The sequence below is a fragment of the Streptomyces glaucus genome (genome assembly GCF_039533365.1).
GTDB classification, from domain to species: Bacteria; Actinomycetota; Actinomycetes; order Streptomycetales; family Streptomycetaceae; genus Streptomyces; species Streptomyces glaucus.
Map to the genome: position 1 here is coordinate 19,623 of NZ_BAAATK010000033.1, position 22,110 is coordinate 41,732.

Genomic DNA, 22,110 nt, shown 5'->3' on the forward strand with positions numbered 1-22,110 from the left:
TGGGGTAATTCTTTTCCCAGCGGCCCGAGCGGTCTTTTGGTGAGTTTTCGGAATCAGAGGAGGGAGGTGGTTTTCTCCCTTGCGGGAAGTCGGTGACGTGCGGTGCGCGACGGTGGCGACGGACGGTGCGGTGCGCCGCGCCGGGATGCGGGAGAGCGCATGGGCGTGGTGCGCTCAGCCGAGCAGGCCCAGTTCCTGCGCCCTGGCGCCGGCCTCGAAGCGGCTTCTGGCTCCCAGCGCCTCCATGGCCTTGGCCACCAGCCGGCTCAGGGTGCGGGGCGAGATGTCCATGATCCGGGCGATCTTCTCGTCCTTCACCCCGGAGTTCATCAACTGCAGCGCGGTGACCTGCTGGGGGGTCAGCAGCCGGGAGACCACGGCGCGGACCGGCATGCTCGACGCCCAGCTCTGTTCGAACGCCTCGGCGAGGAGGGCGACGACCTCCGACTCGCGGAACACCCGCTCCCCCGCCTCGCCCGGCTCGGCGCCGGCGGCCATGAACACGGTGGTGCGGTCGATCACCGCGGTGAACACCTGGCGGACCGACACCAGTCGGCACTGCACGCCCAGGCCCGCCGCCCGCTCCAGGTGGGCCGCGGCCCCGGCGACGGTCATGATGGCCTTCGGGTACAGGACGCGCACGGACACCTCCGCCGACCGCAGCGTGCGGTACTGGTCCTCGGCCTCGGCCAGGCAGTCGGGGGAGTCGGGGACCGCCAGGGCGAGGCAGGCCTCCCGCTCGGCGGCGAGGATCAGGTCGCGGCCGGTGACGGGGGCGTCGGTGACGTCGCGCAGCGGCATCGGCCGGCGGCCGGGACGGCCGGCGGCCGGGGGCTGCGCCCGCAGCAGGCGGTGCTCGCGGATCACCTGCTGGGCACGGGCCAGCGCGGTCTCCACCTCCTCCAGGTCGTCCCACGCCGTCCCGGTCTGCCCGGGACGCGGGGGCTGGAGCGAGGGGCGGTCGCTGCGCCGCAGCGGGCCGGGCAGCGCGTGCAGGGCGCCGCCGCGGGCCGTCCGTGCCGCCGTCTGGTGCCTCATCCGGTCCTCCCGGCTTCCGTATCAGGTTCACCCGGTCGCTGCGCGCACTACCATAACAAAAAAATCGCTCGTTATGTGATGCGGTGGCGCCCCGGCACCCTGCCGCCGGCCCACCGGCCCACGCACCCGTCCGTAGACGTTTGAAGGAGATGCCATGCCCGTCGTCACGATCGACTGGTGGGAGGGCAGCACCCCGGCTGCCCGTTCCCGGACCGTGGAGCAGGTCAGCGAAGCCGTCGCGCAGGGGGCGGGCTGCCCCGTGGAGGCCGTGACGGTCGTCATCCGCGAGGTCGACCCCTCCTACTGGGGCAGGGGCGGCCGGCTCGCCGCCCCTGCCCCCGCGGCCGGCGACTGAGCCGGCCGCTGGCGGGCCGGGGGACCTCCCGGTGGGTGTCCCCCGGCCCGCCGCACCCGATATCGGGCCCGGTTCGCCGGGCCGCGAACAGCGAAAGTCAGGTGATCGACCGGTGAGTCAGACACGAGCCGTGAGGACTCGGCAGCGCCTGGTGCAGACGGCCGCCGCCGAGTTCGCTCGTGCGGGGTACGCAGGGACATCGCTGATGCGCATCTGCGCAGCGGCGAACATGACGATGGGGGCGCTGACGTTCCACTTCCCCTCCAAGAGAGAACTGGCCGACGCGGTGTCCGCGCTGGGCGAGGAGGCGACCCGCAGCGCCGTGGCCGGCGTCCCCGGCGGAGGGCCGCCGTTCCTGCAGGCGGTCATCGACGTCTCGCACGCCGTGACCACGCTGCTCGGGGACGATGCCACCGTGCGGGCCGCCAGCAGGCTGTGCCGCGACGGGGACGCGCAGCGGCGCAACTGGTACCGCGCCTGGCTGCCGGCTGTCCACGAGCTGGCGACGCAGGCCCACCTGAACGGCGAGCTGAGGCCGGGTGTGGCGCCCTGGGAGGTGACCATGCTGGTCGCCTGCCTGGTCACCGGCGCACAGCCGCCGATCCCGTGGGCGGACGGCTTCACCGGCGAACACCCGCCGCACCCGTCGCGCCTGTGGACGTTCCTGGCCCACGGCATCGCCGCCGCCGGCACCCGGCGCCTCCTGCGTCCGGCGGGCGCCGGCCGCGGCGGCACCGCCGGAGGCGTCCCGGCGGTGCCGCCGCGGGAGGCGTCCGGCGCCCAGGGGTCCGGCAGGAGGCCGTGAGGCCGAAGCGCCGCCCGCACCGCCGCTCACACGGCGGTCCAGCCTCCGTCCACCGCCACCGCCGCACCGGTGACGAAGGAGGAGCGGTCGCTGCACAGCCACGCGGCGGCCTGGGCCACCTCCGCCGGCCCGGCCATCCGGTGCTGGACGGCGCGCGCGGTGAAATGCTGCTCCAGACCCGGGGTGCGCTCCAGGACCTGCTGCATCAGCTCCGTACGGGTGTTCCCCACCACCAAGGCGTTGACCCGGATGCCGTGCTCCCCGTACTCGGCGGCCGCGGCTCGGGTCAACCCGATGACCGCGTGCTTGGCGGCGACGTAGGGCGCCGCCGCTCCGGTGGCCAGCTGTCCCGCGACGCTGGAGGTGTTGACGATGGCCCCTCCCCTGCCCTGTTCCAGCATCGCCGGGATCTGGCTGCGCAGGCAGTGCCACACGCCCCGGGCGTTCACGTCCATGATCCGGTCGTAGAGGGTGCCGTCGAGCTCGTGCAGCCTGGTGCCGGCCACCGCCCAGCCGGCGTTGTTGAACGCCGCGTCCAGCGACCCGAAGCGTTCGCGGGCGGTCCGCACGGCGGCCTCCACGTCCTCGGCACGCGTCACGTCGCCCGGCACCACCTCCGCCTCGCCTCCGGCGGCACGGATGTCCGCGGCCAGGCTCTCCAGCGCCTCCTTCCGGCGGGCCGTCAGCACCACCGCGGCTCCCTCCGCGGCGAACAGCCGCGCCGCCGCCGCGCCGATCCCGCTCGACGCCCCCGTCACCATGACGGTTTTCCCGTGCAGCAGTCCCTGTGGTGTCATCATGCGTGCCTCCAACTCCCTGCACCGTCGTGTGCCTGGGAACCCCCGGTCCCCGGGCACGGTTCACCCACCGGTCCCGCCGGCCGCCGCGGCCGGCGGGGCGTCACCGAAAGGCCCCGGCATGCCGTTCCGCCCAGCGGGCGAACGTGCCGGGGTCCCGGCCGGTGACGGCCTTCACCCCGTCGAGCACTGCCTCCTTGGCGCCCTGGCGCTGACGTTCGGCGCTGAGCAGCCGGGCCCGGACCATCGGCTCGGGCATGGATGCGCGCCACCGGGCGCAGGCCTGTTCCGGCGTCAGCTCCTCACAGCGCAGCGGCCGGCCCAGCACCCGGGCCAGTTGTTCCGTCTGCTCCCGCGCGCAGAGGGGTTCGGGCCCGGTCAGCGCCCAGGTCCCGCCCTGGAACGCGGGAACGGTCAGCACCCGTACGGCCACTTCGGCGATGTCCGCGGGATCGACGCAGGCGTTGCGGGCATCGGGGTACAGGGTGCGCACGACCCCCTCCCGCCGGATCCCGGCCGCCCACTCCAGCGCGTTCGACATGAACGCCCGCGGCCGCAGCACCGTGCTCAGCAGGTCCGCGGCCGCCAGTCTCTCCTCGTTCGACCGCTGCCAGCGGGTGATGAGGTCGTCGGCCGCCGGGTCGGCCACCGCCAGGGCGGACAGCTTGACCAGGTGCCGCACCCCGCCGCTCAGCGCGGCGCCGAGGATGTTCTCGTCGTGCGCGGGCTGCCGGGGGTCGCTGGTGACCACGAAGACCGAGTCCGCGCCGGCCAGGGCCCGTGCCAGCCGCCGCCGGTCGGCGAAGTCCGCCGCCACCAACTCCCCCGGCACCCCCGCACGGGCCGCCCGGCGCGGATCCCGCGTCACCACCCGCACGGCGACACCGGCGGCCGCCAGCCGCCGCGCCACCTGCCGGCCCACCGTCCCGGTGCCGCCCGTCACCACGATCCGCCCGTTCACGGACGGACGGGCCCCCTCACCGACGGAGCCGGGACAGCCCGGTAACCGCGCGCTCATGCCCCACGCCCCCGCCCGGGGTCCAGGTCGATCGCCGCTATCGCCCCCCGGCGGGCGATACCCGGCAGAAGGTAGCGCCACATGCGCACCACGCGCTCGGTCAGATCGCTGCGCCCGCTGCTGAGCTGGGAGTCGAGCTGCGTTCCCGTGCACGCCCCCACCAGGAACTGCGCCACCAGGGCCGGCTCCACCTCATCCAGCAGTTCGCCGCGCTTCTTCGCCGCTTCCAGGCACTCGGTCATGGCCCGCTCCCACCTGCGGAAGGAACTGTCGTCCTTCAGCCCGAAGGAGCCCTGCTCCACCGCCAGCCGCACCCCCGCGCGCAGCAGCGGGTCGTCCCGCAACGCATAGGACCACACCAGCGTGATGTCCACCAGCCGCTGCAGCCCTTCGCTGTGCAGCAGCGGCTCGATCACCTCGGTCTGGCTGTTCATCACCTCCCTCGCCAGCGCCTCCTTGGACTTGAAGTGGAAGTACATCGCTCCCAGCGTCATCCCGGCCCGCTCCACGATCGAGGCCACGTTCGCCCCTGCGAACCCGTGCGCGTCGAACTCCTCCGCCGCCGCCCGGATGATGCGGGTCCGCGTCCGTATCGCCCGCTCCTGTTTGAGCTCCGTCATGGGCAGTTCACCTGACACCTCTCGACAGGAAAAAGATTATCTTTTATGTTACCGCGGCAGGGAAGCGCCCCCAGCCCCGGCGGGCTCACCTGCCCCGTGAGCCCTGCGGACCCCAGGGGCACCACGCCTGACACGTCCGGGACCTGCCGGGCAGCACACAGGCCGGATTGCATGCGCCGATCGTCCACAAGGGGAGGAGACCGCTGATGACCAGTGCCGTCCAGCCCAGGCAAGCCACGTCCCCGGGCACCGTACCAAAGGAGTGGGTCCACAAGAGCAACCACGCGGAGGTCTTGCTCACCGACTGGCGTCCGGCGGGGGACGACACCGCTGTCGTCACCGCCCGCTGGCCCGGCGACCATCCCTTCTACCTGAGCCACCACGGCCTGTACGACCCGCTGTTACTCGTCGAGACCATCCGGCAGACAGTCCCCCTGCTCTCCCACGCCGCCTACGGCATCCCCTTCGACCACCGCCTGGGGTGGGACAGCTTCCGCCTCGACCTCGTCCCCGCCGCCTTGCGCATCACCGAGGAGCCGGCCGAACCCCTGCTCCAGGTCACACGGACCCTCACCCGGCGCCGCGCCCTGGGCTCCGCCCGGCACCACACCCGCATCACGGCGACCCTCGGCGGCAACCACCTGGCCACCGCCGACCTGTCCTTCACCAACTTCCCGCCCGCCGTCTACCGCCGCCTCCGCGGCCCCTACGCCGACCCCCTCCAAGCGCTCTCCCGCGCCCTGCCGCCCTCCCCGCCCGTCCCCGCCTCCCGCGTCGAGCGGCACCGCCCGGACGACGTGCTCCTGTCTCCCACCGGCGCCCCGGACCAGTGGCTGCTGAGGGTCGACCCCGCCCATCCCATCCTGTTCGACCACCCGCTCGACCACATTCCCGGCATGCTCATCCTGGAAGCCGCACGCCAGGCCACCCATGCCGCACGCCCCGGTCCGGTCCTGCTCGCCGGCATCAACGCGGCCTTCCACCGCTACGCGGAACTCGACCGCCCCTGCCTGCTGCACACCCGCTCCGCCCCTCCCGGCCTCCACCTCACCGCACAGCAGGACGGCCGGAAGGTCTTCACCGCCACCGTCACCACCGACACCCCGCACTGACCACCGCCCCGCACCACCCCGGCGGAGGAGGCCCCGCCCCCGCCGGCACCGCGGCGCCGTGTCCAAACCGATGCGGCGCCCCTCCCCCGCCCGCGCCGCAACGGTGCTCGCGCCGACGGGCGGGCGGAATCCGGCGGACGGCGGGCACCAGGGGGCCGGCCGGGGCGGAGAGGGCGGCCTCCGAGTGCCGGCCGCCGGCGCCGGCCGTAGGTACCGGCGTGGTCGAAGGCGATGACGGTGTCGACCACGGCCAGGGCGTGCTCGCCGCGCAGGCCGGTCTTGGCCGCCGCGCGGCGGGCGGCGGGCCGGAGCCGGTCCCTGGTGGCAGGGCGCCGGAGGCGGCGGCCTCGGACACCGCAGCCCCATCGCCTACGAGAACGCCTTCCGAACGACATCAACTACGCTGACGCAAGCCGCATAACCCGTGTCCAGGAACCGGGGTCAAGGCCCCAGCCCACCTATCCCCCGCCACCGGACACTCGGTTCCGCGTAGACCCCACCGACTGACCAGAACTACCACCCAGTACAACTGGACAACGGCAGGCCACAATCAAGATCAATAAGCACGCCGTCAGCTACGCCATAGAGATAGATCTCGTGGAGTCGGTGGCGTTCAGCCCGGACGGCCGCACCCTCGCCAGCGGCGGGGCTGACGGAAGGATCCGGCCGCGGGATGCCTCCCTTTCTGATCCGGTCTCCGCCATGAGAAGGATCTCCGGAGCGGTCCACCGGACCTTCACTCAGAGAGAGCGCTCGAAGTACCTGTCGGACCAGCCCTCAGGCACTACGTTTGCTTGAATCACAGCCATGCGCGCCCCCCGACGGCATTCCTACAGGTCAACGACCTGCGACGGTCAGACACCGCAGGTCACAGCGTTGGCTGGTCTCTTCCGGGACGTCTGGGAGCGGATGTCGGCCGACAGACAGCTCATCACCGCACCGGCGGTTCAGGACAGGTCGGTGATGACCGTCTTCGTCTCCAGGTAGTTCTCCAGGACCGCGTGTCCCATCTCCCGTCCCCAGCCGGACTGCTTGTAGCCGCCGAACGGCAGAGCCGCGTCGAGGGTGTTCCAGGTGTTGACGAACACCGTCCCCGCGCGCATGGCGTCGGCGGTGCGGACGGCCTTGCTCAGGTCGCGGGTGAAGACGCCGGCGGCCAGGCCGTAGGGGTTGGTGCGTTCGATGGACACGATGTCGTCGAGCCGGTCGAAGGGGAGGACCACCAGCACCGGGCCGAAGATCTCCTCGTCGACGATCTTCATGCCCGGTGCCGTGTCCGTGAAGATCGTGGGCGAGGTGAAGTAGCCCCGCTTCGGCAGGGACTGGCCGCCGGTGTGCGGGACGGCTCCGTCGCGCACACCCGACTCGACGTATCCCCGGACCCTGTCGAGCTGTTCCCTGGAGACCAGCGGGCCCAGCTGGGTCGCGGGGTCGGTGCCCGCGCCGACGACCAGCTTGTTCATCTCCGCGACCAGGCCCTCGACCACCTGGTCCAGCACGGGCCGCTCGACGTACAGGCGGGAGCCCGCCATGCAGGACTGGCCCTGGTTGAAGAAGATGGCGCCGGCCGAGGCGGCGACGGCGCGCCCGAGGTCGGCGTCCGCGTAGACGATGTTCGGGGACTTGCCGCCCAGCTCAAGGGTGAGCTTCTTGAGGTTGCCCGCCGAGGCCCGGACGATCTGCTTGCCGACCTCCGTGGAACCGGTGAAGGCGACCTTGTCGACGTCCGGGTGGGCCGCCAGGGCCGCCCCCGCCTCCCCGTCGCCGGTCACGATGTTCACGACGCCGTCCGGGATCCCGGCCTCCTGGATCAGTTCCCCGAGCCGCAGCGCGCTCAGCGGGGTCTGCTCGGCGGGCTTGAGGACCACGGTGCAGCCGGCCGCGAGCGCCGGGGCGAGTTTCCAAGCCGCCATCATCAGCGGGAAGTTCCACGGGATGATCTGGCCGACCACTCCGATGGGTTCGCGCGTGGTGTACGAGAGGAAGCTGCCGGGGGCCGCGGCCGAGAAGGGGATCGTGTGCCCCTCGATCTTGGTGGTCCAGCCGGACATGTAGTGGAACAGGTCGGCGGCCATGGGGATGTCCGCGAACGACGCGTAGGTCACCGGTTTACCGTTGTCCCGCGACTCGGTCAGGGCGAGCTCCTCGCCGTGCTCCAGGATCAGATCACCGATCCGGTGCAGGATCCGGCCCCGCTGCGAGGGGGTCGTACGGCGCCACGGAGAGCCGGGTTCGACGGCGGCGCGGGCGGCGCGCACGGCCCGGTCCACGTCCGCGGCGCCGCCCCGCGGCACGGTGGCCAGCGTCTGTTCCGTCGCCGGGTCGAGGGTCTCCAGGACGGCGCCGTCGAGCGCGTCCACCCACGCGCCGCCGATGAACATCCTGCGCGGCGCCGTGGACAGTCCCGCCGCGGGCATTTCTGTCAGGGTCATTCTCCCACTCCATTCTCGTATCCGAAAAAAATCATCAGCTCTCCCGGCCGCGGAAGCCTTTGACAGAACCCGTCGGCCGGATATTCAATGCAGGCACCCACCGTGCTTCGGCTTGGTGCGGTGTTTCGTTGTTCCTGGACGCTGGGAGACCCGATGAGCAACACATCCGAGACATCCGAGGCACCCGAGAAACTCGTGGCTCTGGTCACCGGAGCCGGCCGGGGAATAGGCAGGGCCACCTCCTTACTGCTCGCCGAGCGCGGCTATGTCGTCGTGGCCGTGGACCAGGACGAGTCCGCGGAGAGCACGGCCCGGGCGGTCGGGGGGGCTCATTTCCGCTGTGATGTGCGGGACGCCACGGCGCTCCAGTCCGTGGCGGACGAGCTGGAGCGGCTCGACCTGCTGGTCAACAACGCCGGAGTGTGGACGTTCAGTTCTCTCGCGGACATCAACATCGAGCATTTCCGGCGGGTTCTCGACGTCAATGTTCTCGGAAATCTGCTTTGCACCCAGACATTCGCACCCCTCATCGCCCGGAGTGGCGGCGGAGCCATTGTGAACGTCACCTCTTTCCTCGCCGGGACGCCCCGCGCGAATTCCGGTATCTATCCCGCGGCGAAGGCCGCGATCATCGCTCTGACCCAGCAGGCCGCCGCCGAGTACGCCGACGCGGGAATCCGTGTCAACGCGGTGGGTCCCGGCCTGATCCGCACCGAGGGAGCCGCGGACCTGTTCGGCCCGGACCCCGCCGAGCACGCCCGGCGCGGGTCGTACCTGCCGCTCGGCAGGCTGGGCGAGGCCCGGGACATCGCCGGTGTCATCGCGTTCCTGGGCTCCCCCGAGGCCCGCTACATCACCGGGCAGACGCTCTACGCGGACGGCGGCATCGGCGTCGGCACCATGCGGTTCCTGCACCAGGCCTGGACGCCGTGACGCGACCGGGCCGGCGGGCTCGGCCGGGTCAGCGGTGCAGCTCCCGGAAGAACTGCCCGTGGAAGTCGTTCGGGATGTGGTGCGGCACCTCGGCCCGGGCCACTTCCTCGAACGACGGCCCGTCGAGCACCAGCAGGAACGACCGCCCGCTCCGCGCGTCCAGCACCCCGGACAGCACCACGCCGTCGTCCTCCGCGCCGCCGCCCGGCCGCGGCACGAAGACACCCTCGCCGGGAAAACAGCCCTTCTCGTACCAGGCCTTGTGGGTGCCGGCCACCACATCCACCTTCAGCAGCCTGTTCATCGCGCGCAGGCTGCGCGGAGAGTGCCCGAGCCCGTAGACATAGCGGTACGCCCTGCCGTTGTGCCGGCGGTAGTGGATGCGCGGCATCTCCACTCCGGCGTCCGCGAGCGGCTCCCACCCGACCGAACCGCCCGACCGCCCCAACGACAGCGTGTACCGGCGCAGCTGGTATCCGTACGCCTCCAGGTCGAGCTGGTCCTCGGTCGGGTCCAGGCCGAGCACGGTCTCGTAGGGATGGTGAGCGGCCGCGATGTCGACCAGCAGTTCCCCGTCCGTCTCGACGGCGTTGACATGGTGGAAGGCGAAGAACGCCTCGCTCTCGAAGGTGCCGGCCAGCCGCCCCTCGCGCTTGTCCACCACGAGGAAACGGGCGGGCCGCTCCGGCTGCCAGCTGAACGTCTCCAGGAAGGGGTGGCGGGCCTGCCGGAAGCGGTCGGTGTCGATGACGACCGGGAACTCCACGAGGACGACGTAGTTCTCGGTCGCGGCGAAGCTGTGCATGTAGCACGGCTCGTCGACCTCGATGGTGGCCAGCGGTCGCTGGACGAGTTCCCCCTCGGGGACGTAGAAGAGCCGGTACGCCGTGCGGTCCGCCATCGAGGTGGTGTAGTTGATCAGCACCCGCCGGTCGAAGTCGTAGTGCGGGTGCGGGGTGGAGGTCTCGCCCTGGATCTGGTCCTCGAACGTGACCTCGCCCAGGGTGTCCAGTGTGTGCGGGTCGAACTCGTTGGCCAGGGGCTGCTCGGCGAAGGCGAAGTAACGCCCCGCCATCCGGGCCACGTTGACGTTGGTGTTGTCGGTGATGTTCGGCGAGTAGGCCGCGAAGTGGCGTCCGAAGAGCCGCTCGCAGGGGTCGAGGCCGAACTGCTTGCCGTACAACTGCTCCTTGCTGGTGGCCAGTTCGTACGCCGTCGTGCGCAGGAACCGGTTGGCGTACTTCACCCGCCCCTCGGTGAAGGAGAACGCGTGCAGCATCGCCAGGCCGTTGAACCAGTGCGTGAGACGGTAGTCGCCCACCTCGAACTTCGCCGGCCCGTTGCGCAGCAGGGTGCCGGTCAGCCAGCCGGGGACGGTGCCCCTGACCGGCAGCCGGTCAAGGGAGACCTCCCGGTCGAGGGTGGTGAAGCCGGGGAAGTCCGGCAGCGGGGGCCTCGCCGTGCTCATCGCGTCTCCTTCGCCTCGAAGGTCATCGGCATGACGTGGGGGCCGCGGAACGTCGGGGTGAGGGTGCGCCGGACTCCGGACGGGTCGGCCCTCGGCCGGGCCACCCGCTCCAGGAAGGCCTGTACGGCGATCTCGTTGACGAGCCGGCCGAGCCGGCCGCCCAGGCAGTAGTGGGCGCCATGGCCCAGCGCGAGGTTCGTGTTGCGGGGCCGGTCGAGGTCGATCCGGTCGGGGTCGGGGAAGGCCGCCGGGTCGCGGTGGGCCGCGCCGATCCAGACGAACACCTCCTGGCCCGCCTCGACGGTCCGGCCGCCGAGGTCGACCGGCTCCGTCGCCCGCCGGCGGGTCAGCTGCACCGAGCTGTCGTACCGCATGAACTCGGGCGTGGCCGCGGGCACGAGGGAGGGATCGGCGGCGACGGTGGCGTACACGTCGGGCTGGGACAGCAGCGCCAGCACGGTGTTGCCGATCTGGTGGGCCGTCGTCGTCTGACCAGCCGTCAGCAGGAAGATCAGGTTGCCGAGCAGCTCCTCCTCGCTGCGGAACTCGCCGTTGTCCCAGGCGTCCAGCGCGGTCTGCATCAGGTCTCCGGTGCGCCGGGTGCGGCGCAGGTCCAGCTGCCGGCGGAAGTAGTCCATGTACTTCCCGATCCCGGCCAGGTGGTATTCGGGGTTCTCCCTGCTGAACGGCCCGTCGTCCACGAGCAGCCCCCAGCTGAGGACGAACTTCCAGATCCGGCCCCGGTCCTCCTCCGGGATGCCGAGGACCTGGCACACCGTTTCCGACGGCAGGGCCAGGGCGTAGTCCGCCATGAAGTCCATCCCGCCACGGGGCAGGACCGCGTCGAGCAGGCGGTGCGCGGCCCGTTCCAGGTCGGGACGCATCGCGTCCACGGCCCGCGGCAGGAACGGCTGGGACATCGCTCTGCGCAGGCGCTGGTGGTCCGGTGGGTCGCTGACGAACACCTGGGTGTCCAGGGCGCGCAGGGCGGACGCGGTCTGCTTGGTGCCAGTCGCCGGATCCCACTGGGGGCGGCGGGCGGACAACCTCGGATCGCGCAGGGCGGTCAGCGCGGTGTCGTAGCCGGTGACCATCCAGGCGCCCGCATCGCCCATCCGCGGGTCCCAGAGCACCGGGTCCGTCTCACGGGCCCGCCGGTAGAGCGGATAGGGGTCGTCGATGAACTCGGGCCGGTAGACGTCGGACAGCGACACATCGGGGGCGGTCGGCTGCGTCATCACAGGTCTCCTCGATAACTGACACCAGAAAGCCGGAGGGCACGGCGGTCGCCGTCGGCGCCGGACACCGTCCAGCGGCCGGTGTGTGGGCTGCCCCGGAGGAGGAGCGCCGCGCCGCCGTCCGGTGTGGGGATCCCCTCCTGTACGTCGATGTGCCGGACCGTGAGCACGGGGCCCGGGGAGTGCGCGGCCGTGCGGCGGAGAATGTTCTCCAGGGCGGTCAGCGGAAGGGCGTTGACGGGCCAGCTGGGCAGCACCCACAGATCGCCGGCCGGGGTCTCGCGGACCTCGGCCTCGCAGGCCCCCCGCGGCCCGGTACGCCAGCGGGCGGTCCGCAGTACGAGCCCTGGCCACCGCAGGGCCGGGCCGTCGTACGGCCGCCCGCCGCCGTCCCCCTCGAGCCGCTCGCCGGACGACCCTCCCGGCCCGTCCCCGGCGGGGCGCCCGGTGTGCGGGCCGGTGACGTGGGCGTCGCCGGCGGCGTGGGCCTCGTGGGCGTACACGAGCCGCAGGTGCGCGGCCGGACGGTCGCCGTCGGAGGTGCGGTAGCGGACGTCCGCGGTCCAGGCGCCCTCGGTGTAGCCCGCGGTGACGGACCGGTACAGGGCGATACGGCCGTGCCGCAGGCGCAGGTCCGCGAGGTTCACGTGGATGTCCCGCACGCTCCGCAGGGTCAGCGGGGCGTAGTCCTCCGGTTGCACCCAGGCCGCGCCCCGCACCGCGTTCTCCAGCAGCAGTGACACCGGCAGTGCGGCTTCTTCGCCGACCAGTACGTCGGTGAGGACGGGAGCGTGCGCGCGGTCCAGGACGATCAGCGCGGTCTGTTCCGCGTGCGGCACATGTGTGACCGGCTCGCCCAGATGGAACACCGCCGACAGCAGCTCACGGTGGCCCGGCAGGTCCGCGCTCACCCGGTATCCGCGGCTCTGCTGCGGTCCGAGCGCGCGGCCCAGCGGGCCGATGTAGGTGACCTCGCCGCGGGAGCCGGCCGTCAGCTCCCGCGTCCACAGGTCGATGCCCTCCGTCACGTCGAGCGCGGCCATGTAGCGCAGGGTGGCCTCGAAGTTGGCGACCATGCCGAGCCGGTCCCAGGTGGGCCAGCACAGCGTCATGACGGGGAAGGCGACCTGCGTCCGCGCCCAGAGGCCGAGGCGGGCGAGTCCGTCGTTGGCGGCGGCGTAGTCGAGCTGGCCGACCATGCCGCCGAGCCGTCCAGTGAGGGAACCGACGTTGCAGAAGAACTTCAGGGGCAGCCCGCGTACTGCGGAGAACAGGTTGACGAAGCCGTCGACCTTGGTGGCGACGGTGCGCAGGAAGTCCTCGTCGGTCTTCTTGGGCAGCCGGGCGGGCGTGTCGACGCCCGCGTTGTGCACGACGGCGGTGAGCGCCGTCCCGTACCGGGCGACCAGGGCCGTGGTCTGGTCGGGGTCCGTGACGTCGCACACCGCGTAGGAGACGCGCAGTCCCTCCGCGCGGGCCTCGTCCAGATGGCGGACCAGTTCCCGCTCGCGCCGGGCCGCGGCGATCGCGGCGCGTACGGCGGTCAGGGGGCGGCCCTGGCGCCGCTGCGCCCACAGGCTCCGCTCGTACGCCGTGAACCGCTCGTCGTCGAGCGTGCGGGCCGGGTCGTCCGGGCCGGGCAGCGGGGCGCGTCCCGTGACGACGACCGCGCAGCCGTGGCGGGCCGCCAGCGTCCGGGCGAGCCGCCAGCCGATGCCGCGTCCGCCGCCCGAGAGCAGCACCAGGTCATCGGCGCCCAGGGACAGCTGCGGCGGGCCGGCCTCTTCCCGGACCGCCTGAAGGGTGCGGCGCCGCCCGGCACGGTGGCCGATCTCGAACGGGCCCCAGCGGTACAGCTCGCGGGTGATCCGCCGGGGCAGGTCCGCCAGGCCGGCGAGGTCGGTGTCCACCACGCGGATGTTGCAGTTGGGGATCTCCCGGTGCACCGTCTTGGCGAGGCCGGCCCAGATCCCGCCGAGCGGCTGCAGGGCCGACGGGTCGTCGGGGGTGTCGTACCCCATGGATCCGCCGAGGTAGGTGACGGCCACGTAGAACAGGCGGCGCGCGTCCCGCTCCCGCCGCCAGTGCGGGTAGCAGGCCCGCAACGCGGTCACCGAACGCAGCAGCGCGCGACGGTAGCCGTGGTGTTCCCCCGGTACGAAGGGCTCGGCGTGGCCCAGGTCCAGCAGGCCGTCGGGCACTTCTGCCGGCACCGGCCAGATCCCCTCCTCGGCGGTGCGGGCGTCGGCGCCCGCGGCGCGCAGGGCCTCGGTGACGGCCCGGGCGAGCGGTGGCGTGCCGCCGAGCACGAGGACCTTGGCCCCGCGCAGCGCCGTTGCGGGCGGGGGCAGGTCGGGTTCGGCGACGGTCCGCCAGCGGACGCGGTGCACCGGGGCGACCGGGCGGGTCGCGGTGGGCTGCACCGGGGAGAGACCGCTCATGCCGGGGGTGTCTTCCGCTCGGCCGGGCCGTTGTGGCTGATGTGCACAACGACGCCGGGCTGCGGGCGCAGGGAGACCAGCGCCGTCGGGCGGACCGGGTGGTCCGCGGCCGGCTGGAGCCGGTAGCGCTGCACCACCATGGCGACCGCGAGCCGCAGTTCCAGCAGGGCGAGGTCCATGCCGATGCACTTGCGGGCGCCGCCGCCGAAGGGGAAGTAGTCGTAGCGGTCGCGCTGCCGCGGCGTCCTCCCGGTCCGGGTGCCGCCGTTCGTGCCCTGGCCCGCGTGTGCGGGACAGAACCGCTCCGGCGCGTAGGTCTCGGGGTCGTCCCAGACGGCGGGGTTGTGGTGGGCGGCGTACACCGGGACGAGGACCGTGCTGCCGGCCGGGACGTGGTGGCCGCCGATGCGGTCGTCGGCGACGGTGTCCCGGGGGAACAGCCAGATCGGCGGATACAGGCGCAGCGACTCGTCGACGACCGCGCGCAGGTACGGCAGGTCGTCGACGTCCTCGGCCGTGGGCACCCGGCCGCCGAGCACCGTGGTCAGTTCGGCGTCGAGCCGGGTGCGGACGTCGTCGTGCCGGGCGATCGCGTACAGGGTCCAGGCGAGGGCGCAGCCGGTGGTCTCGTGCCCGGCGAGGAACAGGGTCTTCAGCTCGGCGCGTATCTGCCGCTGGGTGAACGGCTCTCCGGTGACCTCGTGGGTCGCCTTGAGGAGGGCGGCGACCACGCTGTCGGGGCTGCCACCGCCGCGCCGGTGGAGGTCGATGATCTCGTCCATGACGTCGTTGAGGGTCCGCTGGTGCCGCTTGAGTCGGCGCTGATACGCGGTGGGCACCCAGCGGGGCAGCATCTGCTTGACCTCGCCGGTGAGGATCATGGCCTTCAGGGAGAAGCGGACCGCGGGCAGCAGCCGGTCGGCGTACCGGCGCAGGTCGACGCCGAACAGCATGCGGCCGAGGATGCCCATCGCCAGCCACATCATGTCGTCGGTGATGTCGACCGGTCGGCCGCTGCGCGCGTGGGGCTCCCAGCGGTCCAGCAGTTCCTCCACCGTGTCGGTGACGGTGGCGGACCGTGCGCGCAGCGCGGCCCGGTGGAAGAAGGGCCGGCTGACCGCGCGCCGGGTCCGCCACTCGGCGCCGTCGGTGGTGAGCATGCCCCGGCCGAAGAACAGGTGGAAGCCCCGGTAGAACCTGCCGCGCACGTAGTTGCGCGCATTGTCCTGCAGGACGTGTCGGACCGCCTCGGGGTCGGTGACCTGGTGGACGAGGTAGGGCCCCATCTTCATCCGGACCACGCCGCCGTACTGGCGCTGCAGCTCCGTCAGCAGACGCAGGGTGTCCTTCTTGAAGCTGCTGAGCGCGCCGAACAGCACACTGCCGCCGGGGCCCGGGGCCTGCTCCTGCCGCTTCCCCACGGGGTCGGTGATCGTCGTCCGGTGCCGCATCAGCCGGCTTTCCTGAGCGTCTCGGTGTCGGTGGGGTCGGGGAGCGGTTGCTTGTCCGGGGAGTACAGGCGCCCGGAAACCGCGTCCACGTAGCCGACGACGGTGGCGGAGACGTCCTGCAGCTGGGCGATGACCCGGCCGTCCGGTGCCACGGCGACGAACCGGTTGCCGGGTGCGGGTCCCGTCATGTCGAAGGCGGGCGGTGTGGCGTAGAGGTGGAGCCGGCCGTACCGTCTGGTCAGTTCGATGTCGTTGGCCTCCTCGTACAGGTCCACCCGGCGGATGGACAGGGGTGCGGCGATGGGCATGAGCCGGCCGTCCTCCAGGTGCAGGACCCCGGTGCGGGCCAGGCCGTCGAGCAGGATCGCGGGGGTGAGGAACCGGGACAGGGCGGGATCCCGGCCGGGGATGTCGGCCCGGTAGAGGGCGCGTTTGCCGAGGGGGTGCAGCCGGGTGCGCCGGGTGGAGACGAAGGGGCCCGTCAGGGACACCGGTGACGCCGGTACGTGGTAGGGATCGGCGACCGGGGTGTCGTCGCCGTCGTCCCAGTGCCGCCAGGACGGGGCCTCGGGGGTGTCGCGGCGCAGCAGCACACGTGCAGTGAAGTGCACCTTGTCCTCGACCAACAGGACGCCGCCGGGGGCTCGTACGTCTCCGGTGACGGAGACGTCGACCACGGTGAGGTCGTCCCCGCGGTCCACCACCCGGCCAGTGATCTTCTTGGCCGCGGGGCGGACGCCCGGGTGGACGCGCAGGAAGTTCTCGAACCGCAGGTCCTCCAGGGCGGAGGCCTTCCAGCCGGGCGCCAGGTGGCGTGCCGTCTCCGCGGCGATCTCCACGACGAACGTGCCCGGCAGGGTGGGTACGCCGCGGACGGTGTGGTGGGCGAGGTAGCCGTCGGTGCCCAGGTCGAAGGTGCAGTCGAAGACCGCGGAGTCGGCGTCCTCGGACACCGGCCGGCGCAGGTAGAACGTGCCCTTGCCGGGTACGTCGGACAGGGCGGTGCCGGACGCCAGGTAGCCGGGGTAGAACCGCTCGACGGTCTCCCGTTCCGCCCCGCCGATGTGCACCACCGACGCCCTGCGGCGGTCGGCGTGCAGTTCCTGCAGAAAGTGGTGGACGCCCTCGCCGGCCGGCATGTGGCTGTAGGACCCGGCGCGTTTGAAGTACGCCTTGGTCAGTTCTCCGGCTCCCATGCCGACGCCGTCCCACAGCGTCCAGCCGATGGTGAACTCGTCGGTGCCGTGCGCGGCGGCAGAGGCCGCTGCTGACGCCAGGTAGTCGTTGCCGGCCGCGTAGTCGGGCTCGCCGAGCTGGCCGAAGTGGCCGAGCAGCGAACCGAAGTTGCACCAGGTGGTCGGCGGCCGGCCGGCGAACGCGCGCTTGAGGTTGCGGTAGCCAAGGGCCTTCAGGTCGCGGATCGCGCGGAACTCGGCGAAGTCCTTGTCCTTGATCAGGGCGGACCTGTTGCGTCCGGCCGCGTTGATGAGCAGGTCCACGGCCGGCTGCTCCGCCAGTATCCGGTCCGCGGCCCGCGCGACCGCCGCCTCGTCCCGGACGTCGCAGGTCAGGTAGGTGACCCGGCCAGGCCCGCAGAGCTTCTCCAGGCGGCGGACGGTGCGGCGGGCCGCACGTGCGTCCAGCAGCCGGTCGAAGGCGCGGTTGATGTCCGCCACCGTGCGGTCGCCGGCCGCGAGGTGCTCGCGGATGTACGCCTGCCGGCCGGCGGCGAAGGTGGCGTCGCTGCCGTCGAACACGTCGTCGGGGTAGTCGTCCAGCGGGTTGCTGCCGAGCAGATAGATCCGCGGGCGGAAGTGCTCAGCCAGGGCGGCGACCACCTCGGCCGTGATGCCGCGGGCACCGCCGACGGCGACCACCACGGAGTCGGGGCCGAGGCGGGCGACGGGCTTGCGTCGCCCGGTGTCCGGGAGGGCTTTCTCCGGCCGGAGTGCGGGGGCGTGCCGCCGGCCGTCCAGGTGGAAGACCACGGGGAAGGTACGTACGGCCCGTGTCTCTCGCTCCACGAGCAAGGCGCCCTTGCCCAGCTCCCGTTCGTCGGTGGCCAGCAGAAACGTCAGGGCGTCGGGCAGTTCCAGGCCCGCGCACTTGACCAGCCCGGAGAACAGGCCGGTGCAGGGGTGCGGAACGCCGTCGGTGACGGCGCCGAGGAGGAGCGTCAGGAACGACGCTCCGGAGGCCGCCAGGTCCGTGTGGGCGGTCTGCAGTACGAGGAACGCCACATCGTGCAGGGCGGTGAGGGAGGGGGCGAGGCCGTCCCGGGTGCCGGTGGAACCCTCCAGCGGTGCCGAGCGGGCGAGGTCGGTGACAATCCGCAGGTGCCGTACGGGCCCATGGTCCGCGAGGGCCGCGCGCACCGCCTCCGGGGTGGGTTCCGGCAGGTGGTGCCGGCGGGGCCCGGTGGCGCCGGCCGGTGCGGTGGACAGGACGGTCGCGTCGGGCGGCACGTGCCGCAGGGAGGCGTCCAGATCGGGTATGTCGGTGAGGACGACGACACCGGGCGGCAGAAAGTCGATGCGCTCGTGCGGCTCGGGCCCGCTCACTTCGATCAGCTCGGCCACGTGACGAACCGTCTGGGGAACCTCACCTGTGGCCCCCCGCTCACCCCGGAGGAAGGCGGCGGGCAGTGAGACCGACCCGGAGCCCGGCACCTGGACGGGGGCGTCCGGCGGCGATGGCCGCGGCCGGCGGCGGGGCGGGGATTCGGGCTGTGACTCGCCGGCGGGAGCCGATACGGCGGCCGGGATGGTGGCAGCCGGTGGTGATGACCGGGGCCGACGGGCGGGCAGGGTGTGGGGGTCGGGGGATGGCACGGCGGCCGAGACCGGAACAGCCGGTGGCGATGGCTGCGGCCGGCGGGCCGACACAGGCTCACCGGCAGAAGACGACACGGCGGCCGGGATGGGAACAGCCGGTGGGGACGGCTGGGGCCGACGGGCGGGTCGGGTGGCGGGGTCGGGGGTGGCCGGGATGTCGAGGGTGAGGTGGGCCGTGGTCTTCGGGGTGCCGGCTGTGCAGGTGATGTCCACCGTGCCGGGCGTGCCCAGCAGGGCTCGGAGGATGCCCAGGGCGCCGGCGGCACCGAGGTAGCGGGCAATTGAGGGCGCGGTCGGAGTGGAGCGGGGCGGCAGGAGGTCGATGCGGCGATCGCCGGGCGGGGTGTCCCCGACCCTCAGATCCGCGATCCGGCCGAGGATCGGCAGCCCCTCCGCGAGGGCCCGGGACTCGGTGGTGAGGGCGAACATGAAGGCGCCCTCGGCGAGTTCCGCACCGGGCCCGCCCTCGGGGAGCCCGGCCAGCAAAGTCGCGTACTCCGGCAGACTGTTGCCGTTGATCCCGCCTGCCAGGGCGAAGTCCAGCCGCCCGGACCGGAGATAGCGCGCGGCCGTCTCGACGGCGGTGAGGCTCGAGGCGTACCCGGAGTCGAGGGTGATGTTGGGGCCCTTGAGGTCGAAGTAGTTGGCGACCCGGGCCGAGATGACGTTGGGCATCATGCCGGGGAACGCGTCCTCGTTCGACGCCGGTATCTCGTCGTGGACGAGCTGGCGCAGCCCCGTCAGCAGCTCGGGCAGGCCGGGCAGCGTCGCCGTGGCCGGGTCCTCGGTGAGGGCTTTGTCGATGTCGTCGAGGAAGCAGCGGTTGGCGTACAGCATGGCCGCCCGGGTGGGGCCCATGTGGCCGACGAACACCCCCGTCGAGGCGGTGGTCGCGTCCCAGAACTCGGTCAGCCGGCCGCGCAGGTCGTGGGCGCACTCCAAGATCATCAGCTGGCATCGGTCGATGGTGCGTACCGTCGCGGGAGGCAGCCGTACCCGGTGCAGGGGCGGCGTCGGATAGGCGGAGCCGAAACCGTCGGCCGGCCCGCTGCCCCGCCCGGTGATCCACTCGACGACACCGTCCCGGTCGAGACCGGGGACGTGCGCCGACCATTCCACGACGACCACCCGGTCCCCGGTGCCGGCGGGCGCCACGGAGGGCACGGCTCGTGGGCGGTGTTCCCGCGCGCGGTGTTCCTGTACGAGGAGATGCGCGTTGGTGCCGCCGAAGCCGAAGCCGGACACGGCGACGGTACGGGGCCGGTCGGCCGACGCGGGCCAGGTCACGTTCTCGGTCGGGATCTCCAGCAGGGTGTCGTCCAGACCGAACGACTCGGGCGCCCGGGTGAAGCGGAACTGCTTCGGAATCGTGCCGTGCTCCATGGCCAGCAGCGCCTCGATGACGGACACGACGCCAGCCGCCCACCCCGTGTGTCCGATGAGGGACTTGTTGGAGGTGACGTAGGCCGGCCGCACCCTGCCGAAGTGCTCGCGGAGCGTGCTGAACTCGGCGAGGTCTCCGGCCGGGGTCCCCGTGGCGTGCGCGATGATCCAGTCGACGTCGGCGGGCGAGGTGCCCTCGGCGAAGGCGGCGCGGACCGCGAGGTCCTGGCCGGCCGCGTTCGGGGCGTAGATCGCCTTGCCCCGGCCGTCGGAGGAGGCTCCGACCGATCTGAGCACGCCGAGGACGCGGTCGCCGTCGCGCCGCGCGTCGCTGAGCCGCTTCATCACGACGACGCCCGCGCCGTCGGCGAAGATCACACCGTCCGCGTCCGCGTCGAGCGAGTGGACCGCCCCGCGCCGGGACAGCCCCTGCAGCTTCGAGAACAGCACGGTGCCGCGCGGGGCGAGTGCGAACGCGCCGCCGCAGACGGCGATGTCGTGCTTGCCGCTCAACAGGCCCTTGGCGCCGATGTCGATGGCGTAGAGCGAGGACGAGCAGGCGGTGTCGATCATCTGCAGCTCGGTGTCGTCGGGCAGGACACCCGCCATCGCGAGCTGACCGACCCGGTGCGGCAGGAACCGCTCGGGGGCGTGCGCGCCGCGCCGGTAGCGCCGGGCCAGGGTGTCGTGGACCGCGTCGAGGAGGTGGTCGCGCTGCGGCGCGGTGAGGTCGAGCGAGCCGGCCACGCGCCGGGCTCGTGCGTCCGTGCCCGCGATGACTCCGGCCTCCTCCAGGTGCTGGCTGCCGTCGGGGGTGTAGCCCACCAGGAAGGAATGGCGGGCGGAGGGGTAGCGCCGCACTCCGCGCAAGGCCTGTACCAGGCTGTGGCGCAGCCAGGTGGTCGTCAGCTCGTGGTCTGCCGTGCCGTCCGCGCCGGCGCCCTTCGTGTCCATCGTCTCGACGGCTCCGGCGACCGGCTGGAAGTCGGTGATGAAGACGCATGTGTCCTGGTACGACTTGTCGAGCGCTGCGGGGTCGGCCGAGTGGAAGGTCGAGCGGTCCCAGCGGCCGGCGGGCACGGGGGCGAAGAGGTCCGCGCCGGTGGTGCGCAGCTCCCAGAACTCCTCGGGGCTGTTGGCACCGGCGACGGCCAGGCCCATGCCGACGATGGCGATGTCGTCGACCATGGGACCGTCTGCCATGGCGTCGCCGGCCACGGCATCGTCGGCCACCGCGGGCTCGGTGTTCGCGGGCTCGGCGTTCGCGGCGACGATGTCGTCGGCCGCGGCTTGTGCCGCCGTACCGCCCTGCTCCGGTCCCTGCGCGATCCCCCGCTCGCCGCGCGGGGGCGACAGAAGGGCCGCTCCCAGGGACAGCCCTCCGTCGGCGAGGATGGTCTGGCCGGTGATCCAGCGGGAGTCGTCGGAGGCGAGGAAGGCCACGAGGGCGGCGAACTCCTCCGGCGAGCCGAGTCGGCCCAGCGGAGTGGCGTCCCGGATGACCTTCTGCATCGCCTCGGCGTCCGGGAACGCGTCGGCCACCTCGCTGAGCAGCATGGCCGCGGACGCGGTGTTGACCCTGATGTTGAGCGGGGCGAATTCCACGGCCAGATAACGGGTCAGGGCCTCGACGGCGGCCTTCGCCGGCGCGCACGCCAGATAGTTGGCCATGACCATCTGCGAGCTGCCGAGCGCCGACATCTGGATGATCGACCCGCCGCCCCGCCGGGCCATCAGCGGCGCCGCCGCCCGGGCACAGCGCAGGCTGCCCTTGTAGTTGGTGTCGAGCGCCTTGTCGAGGGCGGCGTCGGTGATCCGGTCGAGCGGGAGCAGCGCGCCGTTCGCCGCGTTGTTGACCAGGATGTCGAGATGGCCGAAGCGTTCGTCGATCTCGGCGAACATCCGGTCGACCTGGTCCTGCCGTGCCACGGAGGCCCTGATCAGATCGACTCGGGCGCCGAGGGCCGTGAGCTCGGCGCGGGTGCGCAGGGCTTCGTCGTGGGAGTGGAAGTAGTTGACCAGGACGTGAGCGCCACGCTCGGCGAGGGCCCCGGCCACACTCCGGCCGATGTTCCTGGCCCCGCCGGTGACCAGGGCGAGCCTGCCACTGAGCTGCTGCATCGCGGAATTGCTCCTTGTCGCGCGGTCCGGGACCGGATGGCGCGATGGGCCGCGTCACCCGGTC

15 protein-coding genes are annotated in these 22,110 nt (G+C 72.5%); 5 read left to right on the forward strand and 10 right to left on the reverse strand.

What is annotated here, in order from left to right; genetic code table 11:
* Window positions 1–174 precede the first annotated feature (174 nt).
* Complete coding sequence (locus ABD363_RS22485) at window positions 175–1,038, reverse strand: helix-turn-helix transcriptional regulator (protein ID WP_344606418.1); 864 nt, start codon at window positions 1,036–1,038, stop codon at window positions 175–177.
* A gap of 154 nt (window positions 1,039–1,192) precedes the next feature.
* On the opposite strand from ABD363_RS22485, the gene ABD363_RS22490 reads away from it, so the two are divergent.
* Complete coding sequence (locus ABD363_RS22490) at window positions 1,193–1,393, forward strand: tautomerase family protein (RefSeq protein ID WP_344606420.1); 201 nt, start codon at window positions 1,193–1,195, stop codon at window positions 1,391–1,393.
* A 151-nt stretch (window positions 1,394–1,544) separates the two neighbouring features.
* Window positions 1,545–2,198 (forward strand): TetR family transcriptional regulator, encoded by a 654-nt coding sequence (locus ABD363_RS22495; RefSeq protein ID WP_344606500.1) that lies wholly within the window; start codon window positions 1,545–1,547, stop codon window positions 2,196–2,198.
* A gap of 26 nt (window positions 2,199–2,224) precedes the next feature.
* Here the strand turns inward: ABD363_RS22495 and ABD363_RS22500 are convergent, their stop codons facing one another.
* The 3 genes from ABD363_RS22500 to ABD363_RS22510 all read right to left on the reverse strand — a co-directional run bounded on the left by ABD363_RS22500 (window position 2,225) and on the right by ABD363_RS22510 (window position 4,633).
* Window positions 2,225–2,995 (reverse strand): SDR family NAD(P)-dependent oxidoreductase, encoded by a 771-nt coding sequence (locus ABD363_RS22500; protein ID WP_344606502.1) that lies wholly within the window; start codon window positions 2,993–2,995, stop codon window positions 2,225–2,227.
* Between the two features lie 103 nt (window positions 2,996–3,098).
* The gene (locus ABD363_RS22505) at window positions 3,099–3,956 is read right to left on the reverse strand and encodes an NAD(P)H-binding protein (protein ID WP_344606422.1); all 858 of its coding nucleotides are present in this window, start codon (window positions 3,954–3,956) and stop codon (window positions 3,099–3,101) included.
* Window positions 3,957–4,009: 53 nt separating this feature from the next.
* Window positions 4,010–4,633: a ScbR family autoregulator-binding transcription factor gene (locus tag ABD363_RS22510; RefSeq protein WP_344606424.1), complete on the reverse strand. Its 624-nt coding sequence runs from the start codon at window positions 4,631–4,633 to the stop codon at window positions 4,010–4,012.
* Window positions 4,634–4,839: 206 nt separating this feature from the next.
* On the opposite strand from ABD363_RS22510, the gene ABD363_RS22515 reads away from it, so the two are divergent.
* A complete protein-coding gene (locus ABD363_RS22515; protein ID WP_344606426.1) occupies window positions 4,840–5,745 on the forward strand; it encodes a ScbA/BarX family gamma-butyrolactone biosynthesis protein in 906 nt (301 codons plus the stop codon).
* A gap of 606 nt (window positions 5,746–6,351) precedes the next feature.
* Complete coding sequence (locus ABD363_RS32690) at window positions 6,352–6,543, forward strand: hypothetical protein (protein ID WP_486388795.1); 192 nt, start codon at window positions 6,352–6,354, stop codon at window positions 6,541–6,543.
* A gap of 149 nt (window positions 6,544–6,692) precedes the next feature.
* On the opposite strand, the gene ABD363_RS22520 is transcribed toward ABD363_RS32690, so the two are convergent.
* On the reverse strand, window positions 6,693–8,177 hold the full coding sequence (locus ABD363_RS22520; RefSeq protein ID WP_344606428.1) for an aldehyde dehydrogenase family protein: 1,485 nt from the start codon (window positions 8,175–8,177) through the stop codon (window positions 6,693–6,695).
* A gap of 153 nt (window positions 8,178–8,330) precedes the next feature.
* Here ABD363_RS22520 and ABD363_RS22525 point away from each other — a divergent pair, with 153 nt between their 5' ends.
* Window positions 8,331–9,110 (forward strand): SDR family NAD(P)-dependent oxidoreductase, encoded by a 780-nt coding sequence (locus ABD363_RS22525; RefSeq protein WP_344606430.1) that lies wholly within the window; start codon window positions 8,331–8,333, stop codon window positions 9,108–9,110.
* Window positions 9,111–9,138: 28 nt separating this feature from the next.
* Here the strand turns inward: ABD363_RS22525 and ABD363_RS22530 are convergent, their stop codons facing one another.
* Genes ABD363_RS22530 through ABD363_RS22550 form a run of 5 tightly spaced genes read right to left on the reverse strand, consistent with a single transcriptional unit; the run spans window position 9,139 to window position 22,046 of the window.
* Window positions 9,139–10,578: a carotenoid oxygenase family protein gene (locus ABD363_RS22530; protein ID WP_344606432.1), complete on the reverse strand. Its 1,440-nt coding sequence runs from the start codon at window positions 10,576–10,578 to the stop codon at window positions 9,139–9,141.
* Window positions 10,575–11,816: a cytochrome P450 gene (locus tag ABD363_RS22535; protein ID WP_344606434.1), complete on the reverse strand. Its 1,242-nt coding sequence runs from the start codon at window positions 11,814–11,816 to the stop codon at window positions 10,575–10,577. Before ABD363_RS22535 ends, ABD363_RS22530 begins: the two co-directional genes overlap by 4 nt.
* The gene (locus ABD363_RS22540) at window positions 11,816–14,257 is read right to left on the reverse strand and encodes an SDR family NAD(P)-dependent oxidoreductase (protein WP_344606436.1); all 2,442 of its coding nucleotides are present in this window, start codon (window positions 14,255–14,257) and stop codon (window positions 11,816–11,818) included. Before ABD363_RS22540 ends, ABD363_RS22535 begins: the two co-directional genes overlap by 1 nt.
* Window positions 14,254–15,708 carry a cytochrome P450 gene (locus ABD363_RS22545; RefSeq protein WP_344606438.1) on the reverse strand — a complete coding sequence of 485 codons (1,455 nt, stop codon included), beginning with the start codon at window positions 15,706–15,708 and terminating at the stop codon, window positions 14,254–14,256. The genes ABD363_RS22540 and ABD363_RS22545 overlap by 4 nt, the downstream gene beginning before the upstream one ends.
* On the reverse strand, window positions 15,708–22,046 hold the full coding sequence (locus ABD363_RS22550; protein WP_344606440.1) for an SDR family oxidoreductase: 6,339 nt from the start codon (window positions 22,044–22,046) through the stop codon (window positions 15,708–15,710). The genes ABD363_RS22545 and ABD363_RS22550 overlap by 1 nt, the downstream gene beginning before the upstream one ends.
* Window positions 22,047–22,110: the final 64 nt, after the last annotated feature.

Coding starts and splice junctions, on each gene's coding strand:
- ABD363_RS22485 (WP_344606418.1), bottom strand. CDS start 1,038: ATGAGGCACCAGACGGCGGCACGGACGGCCCGCGGCGGCGCCCTGCAC.
- ABD363_RS22490 (WP_344606420.1), top strand. CDS start 1,193: ATGCCCGTCGTCACGATCGACTGGTGGGAGGGCAGCACCCCGGCTGCC.
- ABD363_RS22500 (WP_344606502.1), bottom strand. CDS start 2,995: ATGACACCACAGGGACTGCTGCACGGGAAAACCGTCATGGTGACGGGG.
- ABD363_RS22510 (WP_344606424.1), bottom strand. CDS start 4,633: ATGACGGAGCTCAAACAGGAGCGGGCGATACGGACGCGGACCCGCATC.
- ABD363_RS22515 (WP_344606426.1), top strand. CDS start 4,840: ATGACCAGTGCCGTCCAGCCCAGGCAAGCCACGTCCCCGGGCACCGTA.
- ABD363_RS22520 (WP_344606428.1), bottom strand. CDS start 8,177: ATGACCCTGACAGAAATGCCCGCGGCGGGACTGTCCACGGCGCCGCGC.
- ABD363_RS22525 (WP_344606430.1), top strand. CDS start 8,331: ATGAGCAACACATCCGAGACATCCGAGGCACCCGAGAAACTCGTGGCT.
- ABD363_RS22530 (WP_344606432.1), bottom strand. CDS start 10,578: ATGAGCACGGCGAGGCCCCCGCTGCCGGACTTCCCCGGCTTCACCACC.
- ABD363_RS22535 (WP_344606434.1), bottom strand. CDS start 11,816: ATGACGCAGCCGACCGCCCCCGATGTGTCGCTGTCCGACGTCTACCGG.
- ABD363_RS22540 (WP_344606436.1), bottom strand. CDS start 14,257: ATGAGCGGTCTCTCCCCGGTGCAGCCCACCGCGACCCGCCCGGTCGCC.
- ABD363_RS22545 (WP_344606438.1), bottom strand. CDS start 15,708: ATGCGGCACCGGACGACGATCACCGACCCCGTGGGGAAGCGGCAGGAG.
- ABD363_RS22550 (WP_344606440.1), bottom strand. CDS start 22,046: ATGCAGCAGCTCAGTGGCAGGCTCGCCCTGGTCACCGGCGGGGCCAGG.